The sequence below is a fragment of the Polaribacter staleyi genome (genome assembly GCF_038024045.1).
GTDB classification, from domain to species: Bacteria; Bacteroidota; Bacteroidia; order Flavobacteriales; family Flavobacteriaceae; genus Polaribacter; species Polaribacter butkevichii.
In genome coordinates, this window is sequence record NZ_CP150665.1 from 1596772 (window position 1) to 1621779 (window position 25008).

The window sequence follows — 25008 nt, forward strand, 5'->3', positions numbered from 1 at the left end:
ACAAAAGGAATTACAGCAATGTAGTTCCTTTTTTTATGATGTCTTTTTATGTTGTTTCTTACATAATTTTAGAATAGGTTTGTGATTACTAAGAACATCAATAAGAATGAAGAAGTATCAAAAAATAATTGAGGACGTTTATTTAGAAGTAAAAAATACACCTCATAGTGGTAAAGTAGCCAATTATATTCCTGAATTAGCCTTTGTAGATCCTGAAAATTTTGGTGTAAATATTACAACTATTGATAAAGAATCTTTTGGTGTTGGCGATTTTAACAAAAAATTTTCGGTACAAAGTATTACTAAAATCTTATCATTAACCTTAGCGTATAAATTTGAGGGCGGAAAATTATGGGACAGAGTAGATGTAGAACCTTCTGGAAACCCGTTTAACTCCTTACTACAATTAGAAGCCGATTTAGGTAAACCTAGAAACCCTTTTATAAACGCTGGTGCAATTGTAATTTGCGATGTATTGGTAAGTCACCTTAAAAACCCAAAAGAAGACTTTTTAGACTTCTGTAAAGAAATTTCTAACATTTCTACTTTAAAATATAACGAGAAAGTAGCACTCTCAGAAAAAGGTTCTGGATATAGAAATGTGGCACTTTGCAATTTTATAAAATCTTTTGGCAACATTAAAAATGATGTAGAAGAGGTCTTAGATTTTTACTTTAATATGTGTTCTTTAGAAATGACTTGTAAAGAACTTTCTAAAACTGTACTTTTTTTAGCTGATGATCATTTTGTAACACATAAAGGAGAGCGCGTTCTTACGATGAGTCAAGCAAAAAGAATAAACGCTATTTTACTTACTTGTGGTTTTTATGATGAATCTGGCGAGTTTGCTTTTCGGGTTGGTTTACCAGGTAAAAGTGGTGTTGGTGGGGGGATTGTAGCCATTCATCCAGATGAATATTGTATTGCCGTTTGGAGTCCGAAGTTAAACATCAAAGGAAACTCTTATAAAGGAATGTTGTTTTTAGAGAAATTTACCTCTAAAACTACTTCTTCAATTTTTTAAATAAGACTTAAAAAGTTTAAAAATTCCTTTAAAATATTTATCCAGATTCTGTTGTAGGTTTCAAAAAAAAAGAGGAACTTTCTACTTTCAATCTTATATGAAATGGAACAAGCTTCTATAAAATTTTCTTCTTTTGAAGAATACCCTACAACAGATAAAAGTCTTTGGTTAGACTACTCTAAAGAAAAAACTACTTTTAAAATTTGGTCTCCTAAAGCAACTGCTGTAAAACTAAATTTATATAAAACAGGTAATGATTCTGATGCTTTTGACACTGTAGATTTAATTGAGCAAGAAAATGGTATTTGGCTAAAAACTATAGACGGAGATTTAGACGGAACCTATTATACGTATCAAACCTACATTGATGGATCTTGGTTAAATGAAACTCCCGGAATTTACGCTAAAGCAGTTGGTGTAAACGGAAACAGAGCCATGGTTTTAAATGCTGATAAAACGAACCCTAAAAATTGGGAGAAAGACAAATATGTGTTATTAGACGTGCCAAACCATGCGGTTATTTACGAACTTCATATCCGAAATATAACCATTCAAAAAGAAGCCAATTCATCCTACCCAGGTAAATATTTAGGTTTGATTGAAAAAGGCGTAAAAAGTACGCAAGATGTACCTACCGCTATAGATCATATAAAAAGATTAGGAATTACACATGTGCACTTATTACCTACTTTTGATCAATATTCTATTGATGAAACCCATTTAGAAACCCCACAATTTAATTGGGGCTACGATCCTCAAAATTACAATGTTCCAGAAGGTTCTTTTTCTACAAATCCTTTTAAAGCAGAAGTACGTATTAACGAATTTAAAACTATGGTACAGGCTTTTCATGATGCAGGTATCGGAGTTGTTTTAGATGTTGTCTATAATCATACTGGTGTAAAAGAAACCTCTAATTTTAACTTAGAAAACCCAGGTTATTATTATCGATTTAATAGTGATGGTACTTACTCTAATGCGTCGGGTTGTGGTAATGAAACTGCCTCTGAAAGAAAAATGACTCAAAAATTTATGGTTGAGTCTGTAAAATATTGGACTGAGGAATATCATTTAGATGGTTTTCGTTTCGATTTAATGGCAATTCACGACATAGAAACTATGAATTTAATTGCCAATGAAGTAAAAAAAATAAACCCCAATGCACTTATCTATGGTGAAGGTTGGGTTGGTGGTAGCTCTCCGCTACCAGAAGAAAAGCGTGCTTTAAAAAAACACATTTCGCAAATGCCACAAATTGCGGCTTTTTCTGATGATATTAGAGATGCTATAAAAGGAGCCGTTTTTGAAGATGAAAGTACAGGTTTTGTTAGTGGTGCAAAATTTACCGAAGAATCTATTAAATGCGGAATTGTAGGTGCCATAGAGCATCCACAAGTAAATTATGAATACGTAAATTATTCGAAAGCTCCTTGGGCTCAACAACCTTGGCAAGCAATTAATTATGTTTCTTGTCATGATAATTTCACCTTATTCGATAAATTAAAAATATCTAGACCAGATGCTTCTGCAGAAGAAATTAAGGCAATGCATAAATTGTCTACCGCCATTGTAATGACTTCTCAGGGCACGCCTTTTTTACACGAGGGTTCGGAAATAATGAGCACTAAAAAAGGAGATCATAATTCATACAAATCTCCTGATGCTATTAATGAAATTGATTGGAATTTAAAGATTGTAAATGCCGATGTTTTATCTTACTACAAAAACCTTATTAAATTAAGAAAACTGCATCCTGCTTTTAGAATGCCAACAGCTAAGGAGGTTCAAGACAATTTAAAATTTAAAAAAATAGACGATGGTTTGGTTTCTTATCTGCTAAAAAACAATGCAAATAATGATTCTTGGTCTAAAATATTGGTAATTTTTAACGGACAAAATCGAGATATAAATTATGAGCTAAACCAATCTTATAAAGTTGCTGTAATTAAAGATTCTTTTGATTTTGAAGGCAAAGAAAGTGTTAGCGACACTGTAACTGTTCCTGCTATTTCTATGATGGTTTTGTTTCAGAAAAAAATGAATGCCAAAGAAATATACTATAAAGAAAAACTTTTAGGTTTGGTAGAAAAACTTTTTATTGAAACTGGTGATGCTAGAAGTAGATTTATAAATTGCGAAGAAAGGTTAAAAGCTGCTTATGCTGCTTCTAAAATTGAATCTAACTCTAATGATGTTATTGCTTTTTGGGATAATCTATGGAATGATTTAAACGAAAAAGAAGCGCTTTATAATAATACCATCGAACTTAAATCTTCTTTTTTAATGACCGTTCAATCTAAAGAAAATGCTGCTTTAGAAAAATATTTGTTATTCTTTTTAAAAGAGGTATCAAGGTTAATTTATTTCTAAAGTAAAAATTTATCAATTAAAACAATTATACATCAACACAAAGCTCTAAAATAATATGATTCATTTGGATCTACCAGAAAATCAAATTCAGCAGGTTAGCAATTTTAAAGACCTTGCTTCTATTCCTTTTCAAGGACAAATAAATGCAATGTGTTGGAGTCGTAACTTAATAGGTGATTTTTCTGAGATTGTTAAAAAAGCACCAATCTCAGAAAACATGGCAGAACTTACTCCAGAAGCACTTTTAGAACTTCAATTGAGTAAAGAAGGCCAATTGGCACGTACTATTCTTTTAAACGACTTTCAGTTGTTAAAAAGTCATGGTGCATCTCCTACAATTAATCTTATTAAATGCTATGAAAGAGATGATGCTTTTCCGTTTTTACCAACCGATGTATATTCTTTTCATGTAGATCGATCACCAATACCAACCGATACTTTTTTATGCACGTATCATGGTGCAGCAAGTGATATTTTACCCAATGCACAAGGCATACAAAAAATTCTTATTCCAGAAATAAGAGCAGAACTCAAAAAATTTTATGATGGAGATGATGCTGGTTTTGAATCCTTTTTAAGTGAATTTTTCTTCGACTTACATTATCAAGCAAAACCAGAGGCACAAATAATTAATTTAGGCATTGGTCATTTATGGAAACTAGCCATCGATCATCCAGAAAGCAAAGTACTTCCTTGCCTTCATAGAGCTCCAAAGGAAAAAAAGGGAGAAACTAGATTAATGATGATTTGTTAAATATAAAAGACGCACCATATGATGCGTCTTTTATATTTTATTGTTCTTTATTTTTTTTAGAAAAAACTATAAGTATCCTTAAAAAATTAGCCTTTAAATTTCATGGCTAAATGCACCACTTTTTTGGTTTCGTAAAAATCTTCATCAAAATAATCTGGTAAATTATAAATTGTTGCAGAGGTGTATAATTTTAATTCCTCTGTTAAATCACCTCCTTTTAAGTATAAAATTCCGTTTTTTAAGTCGTGATTTTGCTTTTTAGAAATTCTACCTTTAGTCCAACCTACAAAAGTTTCCATTTGTGCTACTGCTCTACTTACAATAAAATCATACGTATCTTTTACTTCTTCTACTCTACCATTTGTAGTTTTTACGTTTTCTAAACCTAACCCTGCTACAACTTCATTTACAACTTTTATCTTTTTACCTATAGAGTCTACCAAATGAAACTGGGTTTCTGGAAATAAAATTGCCAACGGAATACCTGGAAAACCTCCACCGGTACCAACATCCATTACTTTAGAACCTGGTTTAAACTGTATTACTTTTGCTATAGCCAAAGAATGCAATACATGGCGCAAATACAATTCGTCTATATCTTTTCTAGAAACAACGTTTATTTTTAAATTCCAATCTTGGTATAATTCTTGAAGTTTAGAGAACTGATCAATTTGAGTTGCCGTTAGGTCTTTAAAGTATTTGAGTATAATTTCCATCAATAAATTTATTTATATTGCAAAAATAGCCATTTGAATTGGAACAATTCTTAACAATAACTGACGTTTATCATAAAAAGCTATTTCAAAAAGCATATTTTTGTTAATTATTTAAAACAGTACATGAAAACAATAAATTTTTCGAGAGTAGATAAAGCTAAATTCTTTAGAACTCTTAATAAAAGAGTAAATACATATTTTAAAGAAAATGAATTAAAAAGAACAGGAAACTGGAAATTGTATACAAAAGCAATTATTATGTTTTCTCTTTTCTTAGTTCCATTTATTTTAATCCTAACCGTTTCTATGCCGCAATGGGTAATGGCACTTTTAATGGTGGTTACAGGAATAGGAATGGCTGGTGTTGGTATGAATGTAATGCATGATGCCAATCACGATTCTTTTTCTAAGAGAAAATGGGTTAATAAATTAATGGGAAGCAGTATTTATATCCTTGCAGGTAATGTTTATAATTGGAAAGTACAACACAACGTTTTACACCATACATTTACAAACGTAGAAGGACATGATGAAGATATTGATGCAGGTAGAATTATTCGTTTTTCTCAGCATTCTAAATGGTTACCAATTCATAAAATTCAAAAATATTATTCAATATTTTTATATGGATTATTAACTATTAACTGGGCTATTACTACAGATATTAAGCAAATGCATCGTTATTTAAAACGCAAATTATCTTATGGAGAGTTTCCAAACCCTGCTACAGAATGGACCAAATTAATAATTTCTAAAATTGCGTATTATTCTCTTTGGATTCTTTTACCGCTACTGGTACTAGATGTAGCTTGGTGGAAAATTTTAATAGGCTTTTTTGTCATGCATTATACAGCAGGTATGATTTTAAGTTTGGTTTTTCAATTGGCACACATTGTACCTAATACAGAAATGCCAATTCCAGACAAAGAAGGAAATTTAGAACACACTTGGGCAGTCCATCAATTATACACTACATCTAACTTTGCGCCTAGTAATTGGTTGGTAAACTTCTATACAGGAGGATTAAATCATCAAGTTGAACATCATATTTTTCCGCATATTTCTCATGTACATTATGATAAATTAGCTAAAATTGTAAAAGAAACCGCCAAGGAATTTAATTTGCCATATAACGAATACGAAACCATGCGTAAAGCTGTTATAGAACATTTTAGACATTTGGGCGTTTTGGGTAATAACCCTGAAATAGCATAAGTAGAACAACAACAACTAACAGTAAAATGAAAAATCCATTATCGGACAGAATTAACAGTTTACCTGTCTCTCAAACTTTAGCAATGGCTGCTAAAGCGAGAGAACTAAGAGCAGAAGGAAAAGATATTATTGGTTTAAGTTTGGGTGAACCAGATTTTAATACGCCAGATTTTATTAAAGACGCTGCTATCGAAGCTATCAATCAAAATTATAATTCGTATTCTCCAGTAGATGGATACGCAGATTTAAAAGAAGCTATTTGCACCAAGTTTAAACGAGACAATGATTTAGAGTATAAACCAAGTCAAATTGTGGTTTCTACCGGAGCAAAACAATCTATAGCAAACATTGCTCAAGTTCTTTTAAACCCAGGAGACGAAGTGTTATTACCAGCTCCTTATTGGGTAAGTTACTCTGCAATTGCAATATTATGCGAAGCAACGTATGTAGAAATTCCTTCTTCTATAGAGAATGATTTTAAAATCACTCCAGAACAATTAGAAGCTTCTATTACGCCTAAAACAAAAATGATTTTCTTTAACTCGCCAAACAACCCAAGTGGAACTATTTATAGTGAAGCAGAATACAGAGCGTTGGCAGCTGTTTTAGAAAAACACCCACAGATTTTTATCTTATCAGATGAAATCTATGAACATATCAATTACGAAACAAAACCATTTAGTTTTGCTGCCATTGAAAGCATGTACGACAGAACCATTACAGTAAACGGTTTAGCTAAAGCATTTGCTATGACAGGTTGGAGAATTGGTTATATTGGTGCTCCAGAATGGATTGCGAAAGCATGTACAAAAATGCAAGGTCAAATTACTTCTGGTACAAACTGTATTGCTCAAAGAGCAGCAATTACAGCTGTTTTAGCGCCAGTTTCTAAAATTCAATATATGGTAGACGAGTTTAAAACTCGTAGAGATATCATTATTGGTTTGTTAAGAGAAATTGATGGTTTTAAAGTAAACGTACCTGAAGGAGCTTTTTATGTTTTTCCAGATGTTTCTGCATTCTTTGGTAAAACTATCAACGGATTTAAAATTGAAACTGCTAGTGATTTTTCTTTATTCATCTTAGAAAGAGCAAATGTTGCTACAGTAACTGGTGAAGCTTTTGGTACGCCAAACTGTATTAGAATATCTTATGCAGCATCAGAATTACAAATTAGAGAAGCAATTAAAAGAATTAAAGAAGCATTAAGCTAAACTTTAAATCTCACTAAATATTAAAATCCATCTTTTTTAGATGGATTTTTTTTGTTCTAACAATACCTTATTAAGAAAATAATAGTAGATTTTGTTCGTGATATAAAACAGAAAGACTTTCTATTTTTGTAAAAGCAAATGAAATCAACGAAGACTTTAAGCTAATAATTTTACAGCCTAAAAGGTGCAATATTAATTAAAATAATAAAACCACGCCTACATAAATTAGACATGGTTTTGAGAAACTTAGGGGACCAAATAAGGGGAAATATCTTTACTTTTTTATTAAATTTTATTCTTATACATCAAAGATATTATTAATACATCCTAAAAAACTAAATTTCAGACCATTAACATACAACTATAGATAAAAAGCTAGTTTTACACGATAAGCGTTTTTTTTTAAACCTAAAAACATTAATTTTATCTCACTGATTTAAAGAACATTAAAAAAAACACAACTTATAATTAGCAAGTTTTATTGATAAAGAAAGAGTTGTATTTAACTAAATTTATTTTTTAATTGATTCTTTATATCATTATGAAACAATCATCATAATAATAACAAAACCCTATAAATCAACCTAAAAATAGATACTGCTTGACTTTCCATTTTTACTTGCTGAGTTAAAACCAAAGATCTAATTCTAGTCATAAATTTTACTTTCTCTAAAAAAAGCAACAAAAACACCAATTATAACACCGAAAGCGTATATCAGAATAAATCAAGCTAAAAAAAATGTCCGGTAATTAATTCTTAATTACCGGACATTTAAATAGATAAAAAGTACAATCAATTTAATTTACAACTAATTTAATTGTTTTATACTTTCTAAAATCATTTCTAATTTGTACAAAATAAATACCCGATTTTAATCCTTCTCTTAACATAGATATACTATTATTTCCTATCGTAGTATTTTCTTCCATTTTTCTAACCAAAGCACCTGTTACATTATATACTTCAATTTTTAAGGTTGCATTTGTTTCTGAATAAAAACTTAATTCGGCATTATAACTCATTGGATTTGGCATTAATATCGCTTCATTTTCTGCAACAACATCTGTATTTACTCCAAGTGATTTTTGTGTAAACTGTATGTCTTTTAAATTCATTTCTTTCTCTAAAACAGTTGTTCCATCAGAAGACATTGTAAATGTGATATTTATAGCATCTGTTAAACTAATATTACCGCCTGCCGCAGAAACAAAATGCGCCAAAGGAATTGCATAATGCGTTTCTGTTTCATTTAACTTTATAGTGGTTCTAAATTGATTTTCCCACGCATCAATACCTTCTTTTAAAATCGTAATTTCTAAATCACCTGTTCCGCTTGCATCTAACTCAAACGTATCAAACTCAGATAAATCTACAGCGGTACTTCTTGGTGTAAACGATCTAAATGCAGAAACATACGAGTTTGTAGTTGCTTTTAAAGAAATATTTCTTTCTACTCTATAACCACTACCAGCATAAATATTATCATTTTGGGTAATTACAAATTCGTTCACAGTGGTTCCTGCAGGAGAATCGTCTTTTCCCCAAACACCATCCGACATAAATAAATCATCTGGAGTTAAATTATATTCATTTTCAATTCTAAAACCGATGTCAAAGATGTTTCCAGTTTCAATAACTAGAGTTTCAATATAATTACCAGTTAAATCGATTGTATTATTAAAATATTCTGTTGTAGAAGTTTCTGTTCTTTTAAAACCTGCATCTATAACTACACTTTTACTTCTTCTAATATTAATCAACTCTAATTCTAAAGTACCGTTTACATATTCTCCTTTTTTAACAAATACAGGTGGTGGTGTTGATGTAACATAACCTGAAATAGGCTTTTGTATTTCAAATAAAGCCAAAGCCTCTTCTCCTAAAGTTAACAAATCATCTACACTATTTGTCCAAATTTGAAAGTTATAGTAAGTAGCGTCTGCTTCATATTTATCAATATTCCAATGACTATCTATTTCAAAATTTACATCATCATTAATCAATCTTCCAGAAAAACTTAAAACAAATTCCTTTGATCCGTTGCTATTCTTTATAATTGATTTAATAAAATGCACCCCTTCTTTTTCTTCTCCTTCTTCACCTTCTTCAATCTCTTCTTGAAACAACTCTATAGTAGAAACAGACAATAATTCTGCTCCTAATAATCGATCACAAATAAACTTAGTGTGCTCATATACACCGTTTTCTGTTTTTGTTGCTAAAACAACTGCCACTGTTTCTCCATCTTTTACATAATCTACAGAATACAATTCTGTTGCGTTGGTTATTGCTATTAAATCTGACGGAGAAGACTCTACAGTTGTAGTTCCTGGAATAACATCTAAAGGAATTAAATCTTTTAATTCAAAATTGGTACTTTTTGATGCAGACTTTTTATAACTCTTAGTTTTTATAACTCTTTTAGCCTTTGATTTATCAAACTTATAGTTTCCTTTTTTCCTTAAATAGTTTCTTTGATTTATTTGCTGAGAAAGACGATCGTTACTTTCTAAACCGCCATCATTTCCACTAGAAACTTGTGGAGCAAGTATAGGACACGCTGCTACCCCAGAACAAGCCGGATCATCACAATCTACCAAACCATCTCCATCATCATCAACTCCATTTGCACAATCTTCTTGCGGTACTGGTGCTGTAGGACATCTTGCTCCATCATTAGAACTACTAGAAGGTCCGTAAGCAAAAAGGTTAGAATCTAGAGTACTTCCTGGTTGTAATGTTTGTACGCTTTGAATTACATACACCGTTCCTGTTTGATTAGCAGAAACATAAAAACGTCCTGATGCATCAAAATAAACGGCTCCATACGTATAACTTAAACCTGCTAAAATAGGAACTTCTCCTAAATCTATAACTTCACCTGTAACCGCATTTACTCTATACAATATGTTGGTGTTTTTTTCTACGGTATATAAAAAACCATCTACGGCATTAAAAGCCCAATCGTGTACAGAAATATTTTTAGATAATGTATTGGTGCTTACATACTTTGTGTAAGTAGCAGATTCTGGATTTAAATCTATTTAAAAAAAACTAGTTCCACCACCTTTTAAATAGTAAATTCCTTCCGAACTAACATCTCCAACATATCTATTAGAACTCGGCAACTGATCAATATAAAACGTTTCTACATTAAAATTTTTACCAATTCTTACAATTGTTTTTGCAGGAGAACTTAATGAGCCCCAGATGTAGCCATCCGCAGGATTATACCCTACCGCGTTAACCGAACCTTCTGTAATATCTTCTCTTACAAGATAAGAGCTTCCTGAAGCTAAATCTAAAGCATAAATATCATTTCTTTGAAACAAGTATGCATTATAATCACAATTAAAGGGTTCATTTTGTACACTTATAGACATGCTTAAAATAACCACTAAAAAGAATAAAACTCTGGCAATTGAGGGATGTAATTGTTTTATCATAATTCGTATTTTTATGTAAAGGTATTAAGATACAACTTTTTAACATCACAAACTAAGACTATTAACTTAAAAGTGTAGATGAATTGGTGTTTTAAAATGACGAATTCATTTTACATAAAAAACAAAAAAGCCACACCTATAAAGGGTGTGGCTGTAAATCTATAAAAGGGTATTTTATATAGTGATTAATCTACATTATCATGTAAAAATGAATTGTTCGATTTTAAACCAATTTCATCTGCATCTTGCTTAATAGATGTTTTTGTATTACTAATAGGACTATTTATATCTAAATTAACACCTAATCTTTTATATGCAGGTTGACGTTCAATTTCATCTATATTTTTGTTCATTTGATCATTGAACTTATAGTTGAAACCTTTCATTTTTTTGCGTCGTTCTTCGGCTCTCTTTTGCAATTCTGTAATTGTTAAATCTAAAGGAGAAACCTCTTCACTTTGCGTATCTATTTGATTAATTTCTGCTTGTGGAGTTCTCGTTTTTAATTCAAACTTAATTTCTTCTTCAACAACTTTTCTCTCTACAATTCCAGAACTTTTACCAATAGTTGGCTTTGCATCAAAATCTTCTAAAACATAACGTTTTTCTACTTCTTTTCTCTCAAAAACAACTTCTTCCTCTTCAAAAACCTCAATCTCATTTACCTTTGTATCCTTTACTTCTGCTTTTGGATTTAAAGGCAAATCAAATAACAAATTAGGTTGCATTGCTTTAGGCTCTTCAGTTACTTGTTTTTCTTGAACCGGAGTTACATCTGTAATAACAAAATCTTCTTCAGAAATAGTTTCTAATGGAATCTCATCATAAACAACAGACATATTTGCTATTTCATTAGTTGTTCTAACCAAGCTTGGTTTTGGCTCTACAACCTCTTCCTCTAATGTATGAACAATTTTTTGCTCTACATTATTTGTTAAAGGTTCGTTTAATGATGGTGCTTTTATAACTGTTTTTTCACTAAAATCGTACGTTGCTTTTTGTTCGTCTTCTAAAGTGTGTACAATTTTTTTAACTTCTGTATTGGTAATGGTACTTTGCTGATCTGCAGCAAAACCTGTTGCAACAATTGTTACAGCAATAGCATCTCCTAATTCTTCGTCTTCACCAATCCCCATAATAATGTTAGCGTCATAACCTGCTTCATCTTGGATATGATCATTGATTTCTCCAATCTCATCTAACGTTACTTCATTTGTACCCGATACAATTAACAACAACACGTTCTTTGCTCCTGTAATTTTATTATCGTTTAATAACGGAGAGTCTAAAGCTTTAACAATAGCGGTTTTAGCTCTCGTTTGGCCTTCTTCTTTTGCAGAACCCATAATTGCAGTTCCACTGTTAGAAAGTACCGTTTTAGCATCATGCAAGTCAATATTTTGCTTATAGTGATGCGTAATTACTTCTGCAATACCACGAGAAGCAGTAGATAATACCTCATCTGCTTTAGAAAAACCGGCTTTAAAACCAAGATTTCCATAGACTTCACGAAGTTTATTATTATTAATAACAATTAAAGAATCAACATTTTGGCGCAATTGATCGATTCCTGTTTGAGCTTGTTTAGAACGTCTTCTACCTTCAAAAGCAAAAGGCATGGTAACAATACCTACAGTAAGGATATCCATATCCTTTGCTATTTTGGCTATTATTGGAGCGGCTCCTGTACCTGTACCACCTCCCATACCAGCAGTAATAAACACCATTTTTGTTTGGGTATTTAGCATTTGCTGTATTTCTTGCATGCTTTCTTTAGCAGCTTTCTCTCCAACTTCTGGATTTGCTCCTGCACCTAAACCAGATGTTAAGCTTACTCCTAATTGAATTTTATTAGGAACAGGGCTATTTTCTAAAGCCTGTGCATCTGTGTTACAAATTACAAAGTCTACTCCTTTAATCTGTTGCGTAAACATGTGGTTTACTGCGTTGCTACCACCACCACCAACACCAATTACTTTAATTGTGTTAGATTGCGTTTTAGGCATGTCAAATGAAATGTTATCGAATTCTGCGCTCATAATAACCGATATATTGTTTATTATTATTTTTTAATTTTTGTTCTCTCTTTTTTTCTTAATCTTACTCTGCGTTGTCTAAGAAATCTTTTAATCCTTCTGTAAACTTTTCAAAAAACGACTTCTTTTTTGGTTTTGGTGTTGGTTTTACCTCAACAACCGGTGGTTTTTCTTCTATTATTTGTTCTAGGCTTTCATCTACAACTTCCTCTATAACCTCTTCTACCACTTCTTTTTCTTCTTTGGCCTTTTGTTTTTCTAAGCCTTCCATCAATAATCCAACTGTTGTAGCAAAAGCTGGACTCGATAATATTTCATCGGACTCCCCTGCCAAATGCTCATTTGGATATCCAATTCTTGCATCCATGCCTGTTATGTATTCTACCAACTGACGTAAATGCTTTAATTGTGCACCTCCACCGGTTAATACAATTCCTGCAATTAATTTTCCTTTTGCAGTTTCATGACCGTAATTTTTAATTTCTAAATACACATGCTCTATAATTTCTTGTACTCTTGCATGTATAATTTTAGATAAATTTTTAAGCGTAATTTCTTTTGGTTCTCTGCCTCTTAACCCAGGTATAGAAACTATTTCTGTTTCTTTATTTTCTCCTGGCCATGCAGAACCAAATTTTATTTTTAATAATTCTGCTTGTTTTTCTATAATAGAACAACCTTCTTTTATATCATCAGTAATTACGTTTCCGCCAAAAGGAATTACAGCTGTGTGTCTAATAATTCCGTCTTTAAAAATAGCCAAATCTGTTGTTCCACCACCTATATCAATCAACGCTACACCTGCTTCTTTTTCTTCTTGACTTAACACTGCAGAGGCAGATGCTAAAGGTTCTAACGTAATTTCACTTAAACCTAAACCTGCACTTTTAACACAACGCCCAATATTTCTAATGGATGAAACTTGCCCAACCACTACATGAAAATTAGCCTCTAAACGACCGCCATACATACCAATTGGCTCTTTGATGTCTGCTTGAGAATCTACTTTAAATTCTTGTGGTAATACATGAATAATTTCTTCTCCAGGTAACATTACCAATTTATGAACTTGATTTACTAAATCTTCAATATCGTTTTCATCAATTACTTCATCTGCATTATTTCTAGTGATATAATCACTATGATGTAAACTACGAATGTGCTGACCAGCTATACCCACAACAACTTCTTCAATCTTAACACCAGAAACACTTTCTGCCTCTTCTACCGCTTGCTGAATAGATTGTATGGTTTGTGTAATGTTACTTACAACACCACGTTTTACACCTAAGCTTTTTGCTTTACCAATACCAATAACCTCAATCTTACCATATTCGTTCTTGCGACCAATCATTGCAGCGATTTTGGTTGTACCAATATCTAAACCAATTGCTATTTTATTGTTCTCCATTTTGATTTATTTTGCGCACACAACTTGGTTGTGATATTTTAAATTAATCGTTTTATAATTCTGAATCGTTTTATCTTTAAATGCTTTGTTATAAAACGCCTTTAACTTCTTAAATTTTACATCCATTTCGGTTAATTTACCTAAATCGATTTTATAATCTCCACTTCTCACGGCCAATTGATAATCATCATCATCAAATTTCTCAATTCCTACCACTTCTTTTTGCAAAAAACTATCTTGCAAAATAAAGGATATTAATGGTAATATCCATTTAATTTCTTCTTCTTTTTTAACCCCAGAAACCAACAGTACTCTTGCCGAATAATTAGCAGACAAAGGTATTTTTACTCCTTGTTTATCAATATAATAAGAATCACTTTTATTCATAATTCTTGCAACAGGTGCTCGCTGTTTTATGATTGTTTTTAAGGTACCCCCAATGGTTAAAAATACAGCTGCATGTGCTACATATGGATTTTTAGAAACCATTTTTTCCAAACTGTATAAATTTATCACAGATTTTGCTTGGTTTTTCACAGTTGAATCATTTTGTATTAACAATTTATTAACCATAGCATGTGTTAAAAAATGGTTCTCTCCAGCTTCAAATTCTACCACAATATCTTTTACCTTTTTCTTAGAATTTCTTGCAGAAGAAAAACTATATAAAATCCCCAAAACCACTATCAATAAAAGGAAAGAGATATATTTTAAAAACTTATTAATCATAACTATTGGTGGTTTTTAAAAGTTCATTTGTTACCTCATTAACCATCACACCTATGTCTCCTGCCCCTAACATTACCACTACTTTTGCCGATGAATTCTTAATATCTTTTACTAAATTATTTTTTTTAGTTAAATTTTTATTCTTACAATCAATTTTATTTAATAACCATTCAGAGTCTACTCCAGTGATCGGTTCTTCTCTTGCAGGATAAATGTCTAACAACAACACTTCATCAAATTTAGATAACGCCAAGGCAAAATCTTCAATAAAATCTTTTGTTCTAGAAAATAAATGAGGCTGAAAAACAACCAACACTTTTTCATCCGGATACATTTCTCTTACAGAACTTTCTACAGCATTTATTGCCGTTGGGTGATGTGCATAATCATCAATCAGCACAAAATCATTTATTTTAATTTTATAAGAAAACCTACGCTTAACCCCTTTAAAACTAGACAAACGTTGTTTGATGTTTTCTAATGATATCCCATAAACATCTGCCATTGCCAAAGCCGCTAAAGCATTCATAACATTATGCTGCCCTGGTAAATGAAATTCAATATTTTTAATTTCTGATAATGGTGTTTTCACATCAAAAACATATGTTCCGCTTTCAATTTTTAAATTTAAAGCCGCATAATCTGCCGCTTTATTAACTGCATACGTTAATCCTTTTAAAGGCAACCCTTTTGCAACAATTAAGGTTCCGGAAACTTTGTTTGCAAACTCTACAAAAGACTCATTCAATGCTTCTGCATCTCCATAAATATCTAAATGATCTGCATCCATAGAAGTTACACAAGCAATATTTGGACTCAATTTTAAGAAAGATCGATCAAACTCATCTGCCTCCACAACACTAATTTTATCTTCACCTAAAATTAGGTTAGAATTATAATTTTCTGCAATTCCTCCTAAAAAAGAAGTTGCATTTACTTCTGCCATAATATGACCTAAAATAGCAGAAGTAGTTGTTTTACCGTGCGTACCTGCCACAGCTAAACAAAAGGTAGTTTCTGTGATTCTTCCTAAAATTTCTGATCTTTTTAAAACCGAAAAATCATTCTCTAAAAAATAATTTAATTCTACATTAGTTTTAGAGATTGCAGGCGTATAAACCACCAATGTTTTTTTGGTATTTAAAAATGAAATAGGAATATTTTTTACAGCATCTTCAAAATGAATTTCAACTCCTAATTCCTCTAAATCTAAAGTGATTTGAGAAGGAGTTTTATCATAACCAGCCACTTTTTTTCCATTCGTAGCAAAGTAACGGGCAATTGCGCTCATTCCTATGCCACCAATACCGACAAAAAAGACGTTATGTATATTGTTTAAATTCACTTTTTTAATAATTTTTCTACTTCGTTAACAATATCTGTTGTTGCACCCGGAAGCGCTAATTCGTTTATATTTTCTGCTAAATGATCTTGTTTTCCTTGATCTTTTATCAATGTTTCAAAAACGATTGGAAACGTTTCTAACTCACTCTCTTTTAACAAAATTGCACCATGTTTATCTGCAATTGACTTTGCGTTTTTAGTTTGATGATCTTCCGACACATTAGGCGATGGAATAAATATAACTGGCTTACCAACAATACATAATTCTGAAACCGAACTTGCACCTGCTCTAGAAATAATAATATCAGATGCGGCATACGCAAAATCCATTCTATTTAAAAACTGATATACTTGTACACCATCTATTGCATTGTACTTTTTGTATTCTTCAAAATACAATTTACCACATTGCCAAATAACCTGAATTCCTTGTTTTTTAAAGAAATCTAAGTTTGTTTCTACCAGTTGATTTATTTTTCTAGCTCCTAAACTCCCTCCTAAAACTAAAATCGTTTTCTTACTTTCATCTAATTTAAAAAAAGCTTTACCCTCTGCTGTTTTGGCATGAATTGACAGCAAATCTTGCCGAACAGGGTTTCCTGTTTTTACAATTTTATCCGCAGGAAAAAAGCGTTCTAAATGATCGTAAGCAACACAAATTTTATTTGCCTTTTTGCTTAATAATTTATTCGTAATTCCAGGAAAAGAATTCTGTTCTTGTATCAACGTCGGAATTCCTTTTCTATTTGCCATTATCAATGTTGGTCCGCTAGCAAAACCACCAGTACCAATAGCAATATCTGGTTTAAATTTTCTAATAATCTTTGATGCATTCCACAAACTACTCATCAACTTAAAAGGAAACGATAAATTAGCTATAGTTAACTTTCTTTGAATACCAGAAATCCACAATCCTTTAATTTCATACCCCGCTTGCGGCACCTTTTCCATCTCCATTTTATCTTTTGCACCTACAAACAAAAATTTTGCATCTGGATAACGCAACTTTAATTCGTTTGCAATTGCAATTGCAGGATAGATGTGTCCTCCTGTTCCTCCTCCTGAAATTAGTATGTTAATCGAGTGCTTCATGAAGTATGTCTAAAGGGTTATCATCTAAAATATCTTCTTCTGTTTCTTCTTTTGATGCGCTTACACTTAAAATCATTCCTAAAGCAAAACACGTCATCCAAATAGAAGTACCACCACTACTTATTAATGGTAAAGTTTGCCCTGTTACAGGAAATAAATTGGTTGCAACCGCCATATTTATGGATGCCTGAAAAATAATAGGCAACCCAACTCCTAACACTAATAACGTGCCAAAAATTGTAGTTGTTTTTCTAATGACTACAAAAATTCTGAACAACAGAATAAAATAGATAGACACAATTAAAAAACCACCAACCAAACCGTATTCTTCTACAATAATTGCATAAATAAAATCGGATGTAGACTGAGGTAAAAAGTTTTTTTGAATGCTCTTACCAGGTCCTACACCAAAGGTTTGCCCCATAGCAATAGCTATTTTTGCTTTTTCTACCTGATACGCTTCTTTACCTTCATTATCAGAAAAACTCTCAATTCTATTTTGCCAAGTTTGCACCCTATTTGGCATGGCATCCGGAAAAGCTTTTGCTGCTAAAATAAAAAGCAACAACAAACCAACTCCCGCTCCCATTATAAAACCTAAATACTTAACCGGATATCCTCCTAGAAAAGTTAAGATTAAAATCATTACAAAAATAATGGCTGATGTGGAAAAGTTTGCTGGTAAAATTAACATTAAAATAGCTGCAACAGGCAACCACAACTGCCATAAACTTTCTTTAAAACTTATTATTTTATCCTTGTTTCTAGATAAATATCTTGCTACATAGACCATTAAAACCAAACCTGCCAAGGTAGATGTTTGAAAACCAATACCACCAATTCTAATCCATCTACTTGCATTTGCCCCCCCAATAGTTGTTCCTTGAGACAATGTGTAAATCAATAAAAAGATAATTACAGGAAGCATAATTACAGAACCACCAGAAAAATATCTATAAGGTACTTTGTGTACTCCATAAATAATAGCAAACCCCATAATTAATAACAGAATATGCTTCATCAAATATCCTAAAGAAGAACCAGACCCAACTACATAAACCAAGTTTGTACTTGCGCTATATACCGGCATAAATGAGAATATAGCCAAAATAGCAACAATTGCCCAAATGGTTCGATCTCCTTTTATGTATTTAAAAATGGTTTTCACTTTATAACTTTTAGTTTTTAGTTTTTAGTTTTTAGAAAGATTTGAATAATCATTTCAAAAATTAATTACCAACATTTACACAATTAAACGAATAAACAATTACACTTTTTAAAGACTTCTTACAGCGTTTTTAAATTGACGCCCTCTGTCTTCATAATTTTCAAATAAATCAAAACTTGCACAACATGGAGATAACAAAACAGCTTCTCCTCTTTCTGCTAATTTCTGAGAAACTTTTACAGCTTCTTCTGCTCCGGCAGTTTCTACAATAATATCAACAACGTTTTCAAAAGTGTTTTTTATTTTCTCATTATCAAGACCTAAACACACAATTGCTTTTACCTTTTCTCTAACCAAAGGCAATAAATCATTATAATCATTTCCTTTATCTACACCACCAACAATCCAAATAGTTGTTTTATCCATGCATTCTAAGGCATAATAAGTTGCGTTTACATTGGTTGCCTTAGAATCATTTATAAATGCTACTCCTTTAACTTTTGCAACATTTTCTAAACGATGCTCTACACCTTCAAAATCTTCTAAGCTTTCTTTAATTGCTTGTCTTCTTACTTTTAACAATTGTGCAGCCATTGTTGCCGCCATTGCGTTTTTAGTATTGTGTTTTCCTTTTACTGATAAAGTTGATAACGGCATGTTAATTTTTTCTTTATTTATATTGATAATCATATTGTTGTCTTTGACATAAGCTCCGTACTCTAATTCTTTTTCAAGCGAAAACGGAACTAATTTTGCGCTTGTTTTATTCTCTTTTAACCAATTATTGATTGCTTCATCATCAGCATCAAAAATTAAATAATCGGTTTCTTTTTGATTCTTTGTTATTCTAAATTTTGAGGCTACATATTTATTAAAATCATACTCATATCTATCCAAATGATCTGGTGTAATATTGGTTAAAATAGCAATATGACTATTAAAATCTTCAATACCATCTAATTGAAAACTACTTAATTCTAACACATAATTTTCATACGATTGTTCTGCAACTTGTTGTGCAAAACTATCCCCAATATTCCCTGCAATACCAACATCTAAACCTGCATTTTTTAAAATATGATGCAATAATAATGTGGTGGTTGTTTTACCGTTAGACCCCGTAATACTTATAATATTTGCACTGGTATATTTAGCTGCAAATTCAATTTCTGAAATAACAGGAATCAAATTTTTTTTCAACTTTACAATCAACGCAACGGTATCCGGAATTCCAGGACTTTTTACAACGACATCTGCATTTAAAATTTTGCTTTCTGTATGTTGATTTTCCTCAAAATCAATCTTATTATTTAAAAGAACTTCTTTATATTTTTTTGATATAGCACCCTTGTCAGACACAAAGACTTCATAGCCTTTTTGTTTTCCTAAAAGAGCTGCACCAACACCACTTTCTCCTCCACCAAGAACTACCAATCGTTTCATTTATCTTAATTTTAAGGTTACAATTGTAAATACTGCCAGTAAAATTCCAACAATCCAAAAACGGACAACTATTTTACTTTCGTGATAACTTAATTTCTGATAATGGTGATGTAGCGGAGACATTTTAAAAATCCTTCTTCCTTCTCCGTATTTTTTTCTAGTATACTTAAACCAAGAAACTTGCATAATTACCGATAGGTTTTCTACTACAAATATTCCAGCTAAAATTGGCAGTAATAATTCTTTTCGAATTGCAATAGCAATAACAGCTATAATTCCACCGATAGTTAAACTTCCTGTATCTCCCATAAAAACTTGAGCAGGATATGTATTGTACCAAAGAAAACCAATTAAAGCCCCAGCAAAAGCCAATATAAAAACTGTCATTTCTCCCGAATTTGGTATAAACATAATGTCTAAATAATCTGCAAAAATGATATTACCAGAAACCCACGCAAAAACAGCTAACGTTATTACAATAATAGCAGAAGAACCAGCGGCCAAACCATCTATTCCATCTGTTAAATTTGCTCCATTAGAAACCCCTGTTACAATAAAAACAGTAATAAAAATAAAAATAATCCAACCGTATTTTTCATAACCATCCCCTAAAAAACTGAATGCTTTAGAGTAATCTAATTCGTTATCCTTTAAAAAAGGAACTGTTGTTTTTGTTGATTTATGAGCTTCTCCAAAAACAATTTTTCTGCCTTCTTTATTTACTATTTGTTGGTCTTTTGGCAATTGTTCTTTAATAGTAACTCCATCGTTAAAATAAAGCATAGACCCCACAATAAGACCTAAACCAATCTGACCTAAAACTTTAAACTTACCGCTTAAACCTCCTTTATCTTTCTTAAAAACTTTTATATAATCATCTAAAAAACCAATTAACCCCATCCAAACTGTGGTGATAATTAAAATAATGACATAGATATTATCTAATTTGGCTAACAATAAAACCGGAATTAATGTTGCTAAAATGATAATAACACCACCCATTGTAGGCGTTCCTGTTTTTTGTTTTTGACCATCTAAACCTAAATCTCTTACTGTTTCACCAACTTGTTGATTTCTTAAAAAATCTATAATTCGCTTACCATAAATGGTAGAAATTAACAAGGATAAAATAAAAGCTGCTGCAGCTCTAAATGTGATAAAATGGAACAATCCTGCACCAGGAAAATCCATTACACTTTCTAAATATTGAAATAAATAATACAGCATTCTTAATTATTTTTTAATTGGTTGAAACAATTTCTTACTTCTTCTAAATCATCAAAATGAGTTCTAACTCCGTTTATTTCTTGATAATTTTCATGCCCTTTTCCGGCAATTAATATGATATCTCCATTTTCAGAAAACTTACAAGCTGTTTTTATGGCTTGTCTTCTATCTAAAATTGACAATGTTTTTTTATAATTTTCTGCAGCAACACCAACTTCCATTTCATCTAAAATAGTTTGCGCATTTTCTGTTCTTGGATTGTCTGACGTAAAAATTGCTTGATTACTTAATTGCGAAGCAATGTGCGCCATTTTAGGTCTTTTTGTTTTATCTCTATCACCACCACAACCAACAACTGTAATTAATTTTTCGTTACCAGTTCTAATATCATTAATGGTTTCTAATACATTTTTTAAAGCATCTGGCGTATGCGCATAATCTACAATTGCCGTAACTCCGTCTTCGGAAACAACATATTCAAAACGTCCGCTTACATTTTCTAGCTGACTTATAATTGTTAAAATTTCTAACTTTTCTAAACCTAATAATTCTGCCGTGGCATAAATTGCCAATAAATTAGAAGCATTAAACTGACCAATTAACTTTGTCCAAACCTCAGTATCATTTAACTTTAAAAGTGTACCAGAAAATTGTTTTTCTAAAATCTTCGCTTTATAATCTGCTATTGTTTTTAACGCGTATGTTTTCTTTTTAGCCTTGGTGTTTTGCAACATAAAGTCGCCATTTTTATCATCAATATTTGTCAACGCAAAAGCTGATTTTGGCAATGAATCGAAAAATGATTTTTTTACATCTCTATACTCTGCAAACGTGTTGTGATAATCTAAATGATCGTGCGATAAGTTGGTAAAAATTCCACCTGCAAAAGTTAATCCTTCTGTTCTTTTTTGATGAATTCCATGAGAACTCACTTCCATAAAACAGTAATCTACTCCAGCTTCAATCATTTTATCCAAATAACTATTGATAGTTACAGAATCTGGTGTTGTATGCGTTGCCTTAAACTCCGTTTCATCAACCAAAATTTTAACAGTAGAAAGTAAACCAACTTTATAACCCGCTTTTTTAAATAATTGATATAAAAGTGACGCTATTGTTGTTTTACCATTAGTACCTGTAACCCCCACTAAAGGAAGTTTTTTTGATGGATTGTCATAAAAATTAGACGCCATAATAGCCAATGCTACATTTGCATCCGCCACCTGAACATAAGTAATTCCTTCTTTTTTATCCGCAGGAAAATCTTCGCAAATAATTGCGATTGCTCCTAAAGAAATTGCTTTATCTATATATAAATGCCCATCTACTGAAACTCCTTTTTGAGCAACAAAAACAGCATTCTTTTCAATCTTTCTAGAATCGAAAACAATAGAATTCACCTTAATATCTGTAAGTCCAAATACTTGATGAATAGCAACCTGATATAATATGTCTTTTAAATTTTTCAGCTTATGAAAGTTTTAAAATAATTGTTTGTCCTTTTATTAACTTCTCTCCTTTTCGCAGTGATTGAGACTTCACTTTTCCCGCTCCAGAAACCTGCACTTTTAATCCAATATTTTCTAACAACGCCAAAGCATCCATACCAGACATCCCTCTAACATCCGGAATTTCATGATATTCTTTATTTAATTTTTTATCAAAACTTAAATACTGCTTTTCAATCGACGCAAATTCTATTTTATCATCTACAGACTGATTATCTATAGGTGTAGTTGTATAAATTTTTTGTGCAATCTCTTTAAACACAGGCCCCGCAACAGTTGCACCATAATATCCTTTCTCTTTCTTTGGATCATGAATTACCACAATGCAAGAATATTTTGGTTTATCCGCAGGAAAAAAACCTGCAAACGACGCTACATAATGCTTGGTAGAATAATGTCCAAATACTGTTTTACCTTTCTCATCTACATGCTTTGGAATGTACTTTTTTGCCGTCCCTGTTTTACCTGCCATAGAAAAGTTAGGAGAATAAATATTATGTGCCGTACCTTTAGTTACAACGTTTTCTAACACTTTTTTCAACTTCGCTAAAGTTTCATCTGAAGCTATTTTAGGATTTACAATCTCTGTTTCAAAAAGTTTCTCTGTTTTATCCTCTCTTCTTAATTCTTTAACAAATCTTGGTTTTACCATAACCCCATTATTTGCAACCGCATTGTAAAACATTAATGTTTGCATTGGCGTAACAGAAACCCCATAACCCCAAGCCATCCACTCTAAAGAAATTTTACTCCATTCCTTATCTTTAGGATTCGGAACATAAGGCTTCCCTTCTCCTTTTATTTGAAAACCAATAGGCTTTGTAAAACCATATTCAGCTATTTTATTATAATATTTCTCTGGGTTTTTATCATAAAACTTTTTTATAATCTTTACCACTCCAACATTCGATGAAACCTCTAAAACCCTTGCCGCAGAAATCTTACCGTAACCTCCTCTATGAGAATCCTCTACCTTTCTATTATTAACATAGATTCTACCTTTCTCCGTATCTACCACTGTAGAAGTATCGATAACTTTATCATCTAAAGCCACCATTAAACTTGCCAACTTAAAAGTAGAACCCGGCTCATGACTCTCCCAAACCGCATAATTTCTTTTTTCGTAATAGGTTCCTTTAGACGTTCTTCCTAAATTAGAAATTGCTTTAATTTCTCCTGTTGCCGTTTCCATAACCACTGCACAACCATGTTCTGCCTCAAAATATGCTAAGTTATCTAACAACGCATGATGCGTTATATCCTGAATATTAACATCTATAGTCGTAATAATATCATGACCATCTATAGGTTCTTTTTCATTAACATCATTTATAGGTTTCCATTGATTTTTAGCAATTTTCTGCTTCCACCTCAACCCATTTTCACCTTGCATATAATCAGCAAAAGCACCTTCTATACCTGCTTCTCCCCTAAAATCATCATACCCAATAGTACGCTCTGCAATTTTACCTATCGGATGCGCTCTTACCGTTTTATGCTCTGCAATAAAACCACCTTTATAAACTCCTTTATTAAAAATTGGAAATTGCTTTATTTTTAAATAATCTGTATACCCTATATTTCTTGCAATTAGCAAATACCTATTTCTCCTCTTTTTTGCACTTCTTAACTTACGCTGATAATAACCTGGAGTTTTCCCCAACATTTCAGAAAGCTTTTTAGACAACGCTACAATGTTTTTTTCAAACACATGACTATCTACCGCAACCACATCCATTCTAATAGTAAACTTAGACATCGATGTCGCCAACAAGTTTCCATCTGCCGCATACACATTTCCCTTATTTGCATATACAGTATCTTGCCTAATAGTTAACTCTGTAGAAAGCTTTCTATATTTATCTCCTTCTGAATGCTGAATTGTAAATACACGAAACACAATCGCCAACAAAAAAAGCGTCATAAAAGCAGCCACCAGGTAGAATTTTGTAAGAATGCTTTTTTTATGAGTTGCCAATTTTATTAGTCTTTAATGGTTACTTTAATTTTATTTGGAGGAGACTTTAAAGGCGCCAAACCTCTTGCTTTTGCTTTTTCTCTGATACTCGATTCCATTTTCATTCTCATCAAAATAGTACCAGTATCTACATACACTGCCCTTAACTCTCTTTTCTTTTTATTCAATTTTGATATCTGAATAACTTTTTTATCCGCTTTATGCGCACTTGTTATCATAATCAACAACAAACCAACCACAAAAAGAATAATTCGCCAATTTCTAAAAGCTGCATCATCTGTAAGAAAACTTCCTCTCAGAAAATCATACACCCCTTTTTTAACTTTAGACAT

General features: G+C 31.8%; 18 protein-coding genes and 1 pseudogene. 5 read left to right on the forward strand and 14 right to left on the reverse strand.

Translation table 11 applies throughout. The annotated features are described in order from the left end of the window. Positions 1-106: 106 nt before the first annotated feature. The 3 genes from WHD07_RS06975 to WHD07_RS06985 all read left to right on the forward strand — a co-directional run bounded on the left by WHD07_RS06975 (position 107) and on the right by WHD07_RS06985 (position 4148). Positions 107-1024, forward strand: coding sequence for a glutaminase (locus tag WHD07_RS06975; protein WP_343330587.1), 918 nt, complete (start codon positions 107-109; stop codon positions 1022-1024). Positions 1025-1126: 102 nt separating this feature from the next. Beyond that, the gene (gene pulA, locus WHD07_RS06980) at positions 1127-3394 is read left to right on the forward strand and encodes a type I pullulanase (RefSeq protein WP_343330588.1); all 2268 of its coding nucleotides are present in this window, start codon (positions 1127-1129) and stop codon (positions 3392-3394) included. 55 nt (positions 3395-3449) lie between these two features. After that, entirely contained in the window at positions 3450-4148 is a 699-nt protein-coding gene (locus WHD07_RS06985) for a hypothetical protein (protein WP_343330589.1), read from the forward strand. Positions 4149-4234: 86 nt separating this feature from the next. On the opposite strand, the gene rsmG is transcribed toward WHD07_RS06985, so the two are convergent. After that, positions 4235-4864 carry a 16S rRNA (guanine(527)-N(7))-methyltransferase RsmG gene (gene rsmG, locus WHD07_RS06990; RefSeq protein ID WP_343330590.1) on the reverse strand — a complete coding sequence of 210 codons (630 nt, stop codon included), beginning with the start codon at positions 4862-4864 and terminating at the stop codon, positions 4235-4237. Positions 4865-4987: 123 nt separating this feature from the next. Between rsmG and WHD07_RS06995 the strand changes: the two genes are divergently transcribed. Both WHD07_RS06995 and WHD07_RS07000 read left to right on the forward strand, forming a co-directional pair. Next, entirely contained in the window at positions 4988-6079 is a 1092-nt protein-coding gene (locus WHD07_RS06995; protein ID WP_105047722.1) for a fatty acid desaturase family protein, read from the forward strand. 26 nt (positions 6080-6105) lie between these two features. Beyond that, a complete protein-coding gene (locus tag WHD07_RS07000) occupies positions 6106-7293 on the forward strand; it encodes a pyridoxal phosphate-dependent aminotransferase (protein WP_343330591.1) in 1188 nt (395 codons plus the stop codon). 798 nt (positions 7294-8091) lie between these two features. On the opposite strand, the gene WHD07_RS18265 is transcribed toward WHD07_RS07000, so the two are convergent. From WHD07_RS18265 to WHD07_RS07065, 13 genes and pseudogenes are all read right to left on the reverse strand, one after another. Next, a complete protein-coding gene (locus WHD07_RS18265) occupies positions 8092-8853 on the reverse strand; it encodes a T9SS type A sorting domain-containing protein (protein ID WP_422897658.1) in 762 nt (253 codons plus the stop codon). Between the two features lie 1107 nt (positions 8854-9960). Beyond that, positions 9961-10740, reverse strand: a pseudogene (locus tag WHD07_RS18270) (DUF6923 family protein); the annotation flags it as partial. 185 nt (positions 10741-10925) lie between these two features. Continuing rightward, positions 10926-12779: a cell division protein FtsZ gene (ftsZ, locus tag WHD07_RS07015; protein WP_343330594.1), complete on the reverse strand. Its 1854-nt coding sequence runs from the start codon at positions 12777-12779 to the stop codon at positions 10926-10928. Positions 12780-12840: 61 nt separating this feature from the next. Continuing rightward, positions 12841-14187 (reverse strand): cell division protein FtsA, encoded by a 1347-nt coding sequence (gene ftsA, locus WHD07_RS07020; protein WP_105047719.1) that lies wholly within the window; start codon positions 14185-14187, stop codon positions 12841-12843. A gap of 6 nt (positions 14188-14193) precedes the next feature. After that, entirely contained in the window at positions 14194-14916 is a 723-nt protein-coding gene (locus WHD07_RS07025) for a cell division protein FtsQ (RefSeq protein ID WP_343330595.1), read from the reverse strand. Continuing rightward, on the reverse strand, positions 14909-16261 hold the full coding sequence (murC, locus tag WHD07_RS07030) for a UDP-N-acetylmuramate--L-alanine ligase (RefSeq protein ID WP_343330596.1): 1353 nt from the start codon (positions 16259-16261) through the stop codon (positions 14909-14911). The genes WHD07_RS07025 and murC overlap by 8 nt, the downstream gene beginning before the upstream one ends. After that, positions 16258-17352, reverse strand: coding sequence for an undecaprenyldiphospho-muramoylpentapeptide beta-N-acetylglucosaminyltransferase (gene murG, locus WHD07_RS07035; RefSeq protein WP_343330597.1), 1095 nt, complete (start codon positions 17350-17352; stop codon positions 16258-16260). The genes murC and murG overlap by 4 nt, the downstream gene beginning before the upstream one ends. Then, positions 17336-18520: an FtsW/RodA/SpoVE family cell cycle protein gene (locus WHD07_RS07040; RefSeq protein ID WP_105047715.1), complete on the reverse strand. Its 1185-nt coding sequence runs from the start codon at positions 18518-18520 to the stop codon at positions 17336-17338. Before WHD07_RS07040 ends, murG begins: the two co-directional genes overlap by 17 nt. Before the next feature lie 108 nt (positions 18521-18628). Next, complete coding sequence (gene murD, locus WHD07_RS07045; protein ID WP_343330598.1) at positions 18629-19963, reverse strand: UDP-N-acetylmuramoyl-L-alanine--D-glutamate ligase; 1335 nt, start codon at positions 19961-19963, stop codon at positions 18629-18631. Next, the gene (gene mraY / locus WHD07_RS07050; RefSeq protein WP_105047713.1) at positions 19964-21190 is read right to left on the reverse strand and encodes a phospho-N-acetylmuramoyl-pentapeptide-transferase; all 1227 of its coding nucleotides are present in this window, start codon (positions 21188-21190) and stop codon (positions 19964-19966) included. Between the two features lie 2 nt (positions 21191-21192). Beyond that, entirely contained in the window at positions 21193-22659 is a 1467-nt protein-coding gene (locus tag WHD07_RS07055; protein ID WP_343330985.1) for a UDP-N-acetylmuramoyl-L-alanyl-D-glutamate--2,6-diaminopimelate ligase, read from the reverse strand. Between the two features lies 1 nt (position 22660). Then, the gene (locus WHD07_RS07060; protein ID WP_343330986.1) at positions 22661-24622 is read right to left on the reverse strand and encodes a penicillin-binding protein; all 1962 of its coding nucleotides are present in this window, start codon (positions 24620-24622) and stop codon (positions 22661-22663) included. A gap of 59 nt (positions 24623-24681) precedes the next feature. Beyond that, the gene (locus tag WHD07_RS07065; protein WP_105047710.1) at positions 24682-25008 is read right to left on the reverse strand and encodes an FtsL-like putative cell division protein; all 327 of its coding nucleotides are present in this window, start codon (positions 25006-25008) and stop codon (positions 24682-24684) included.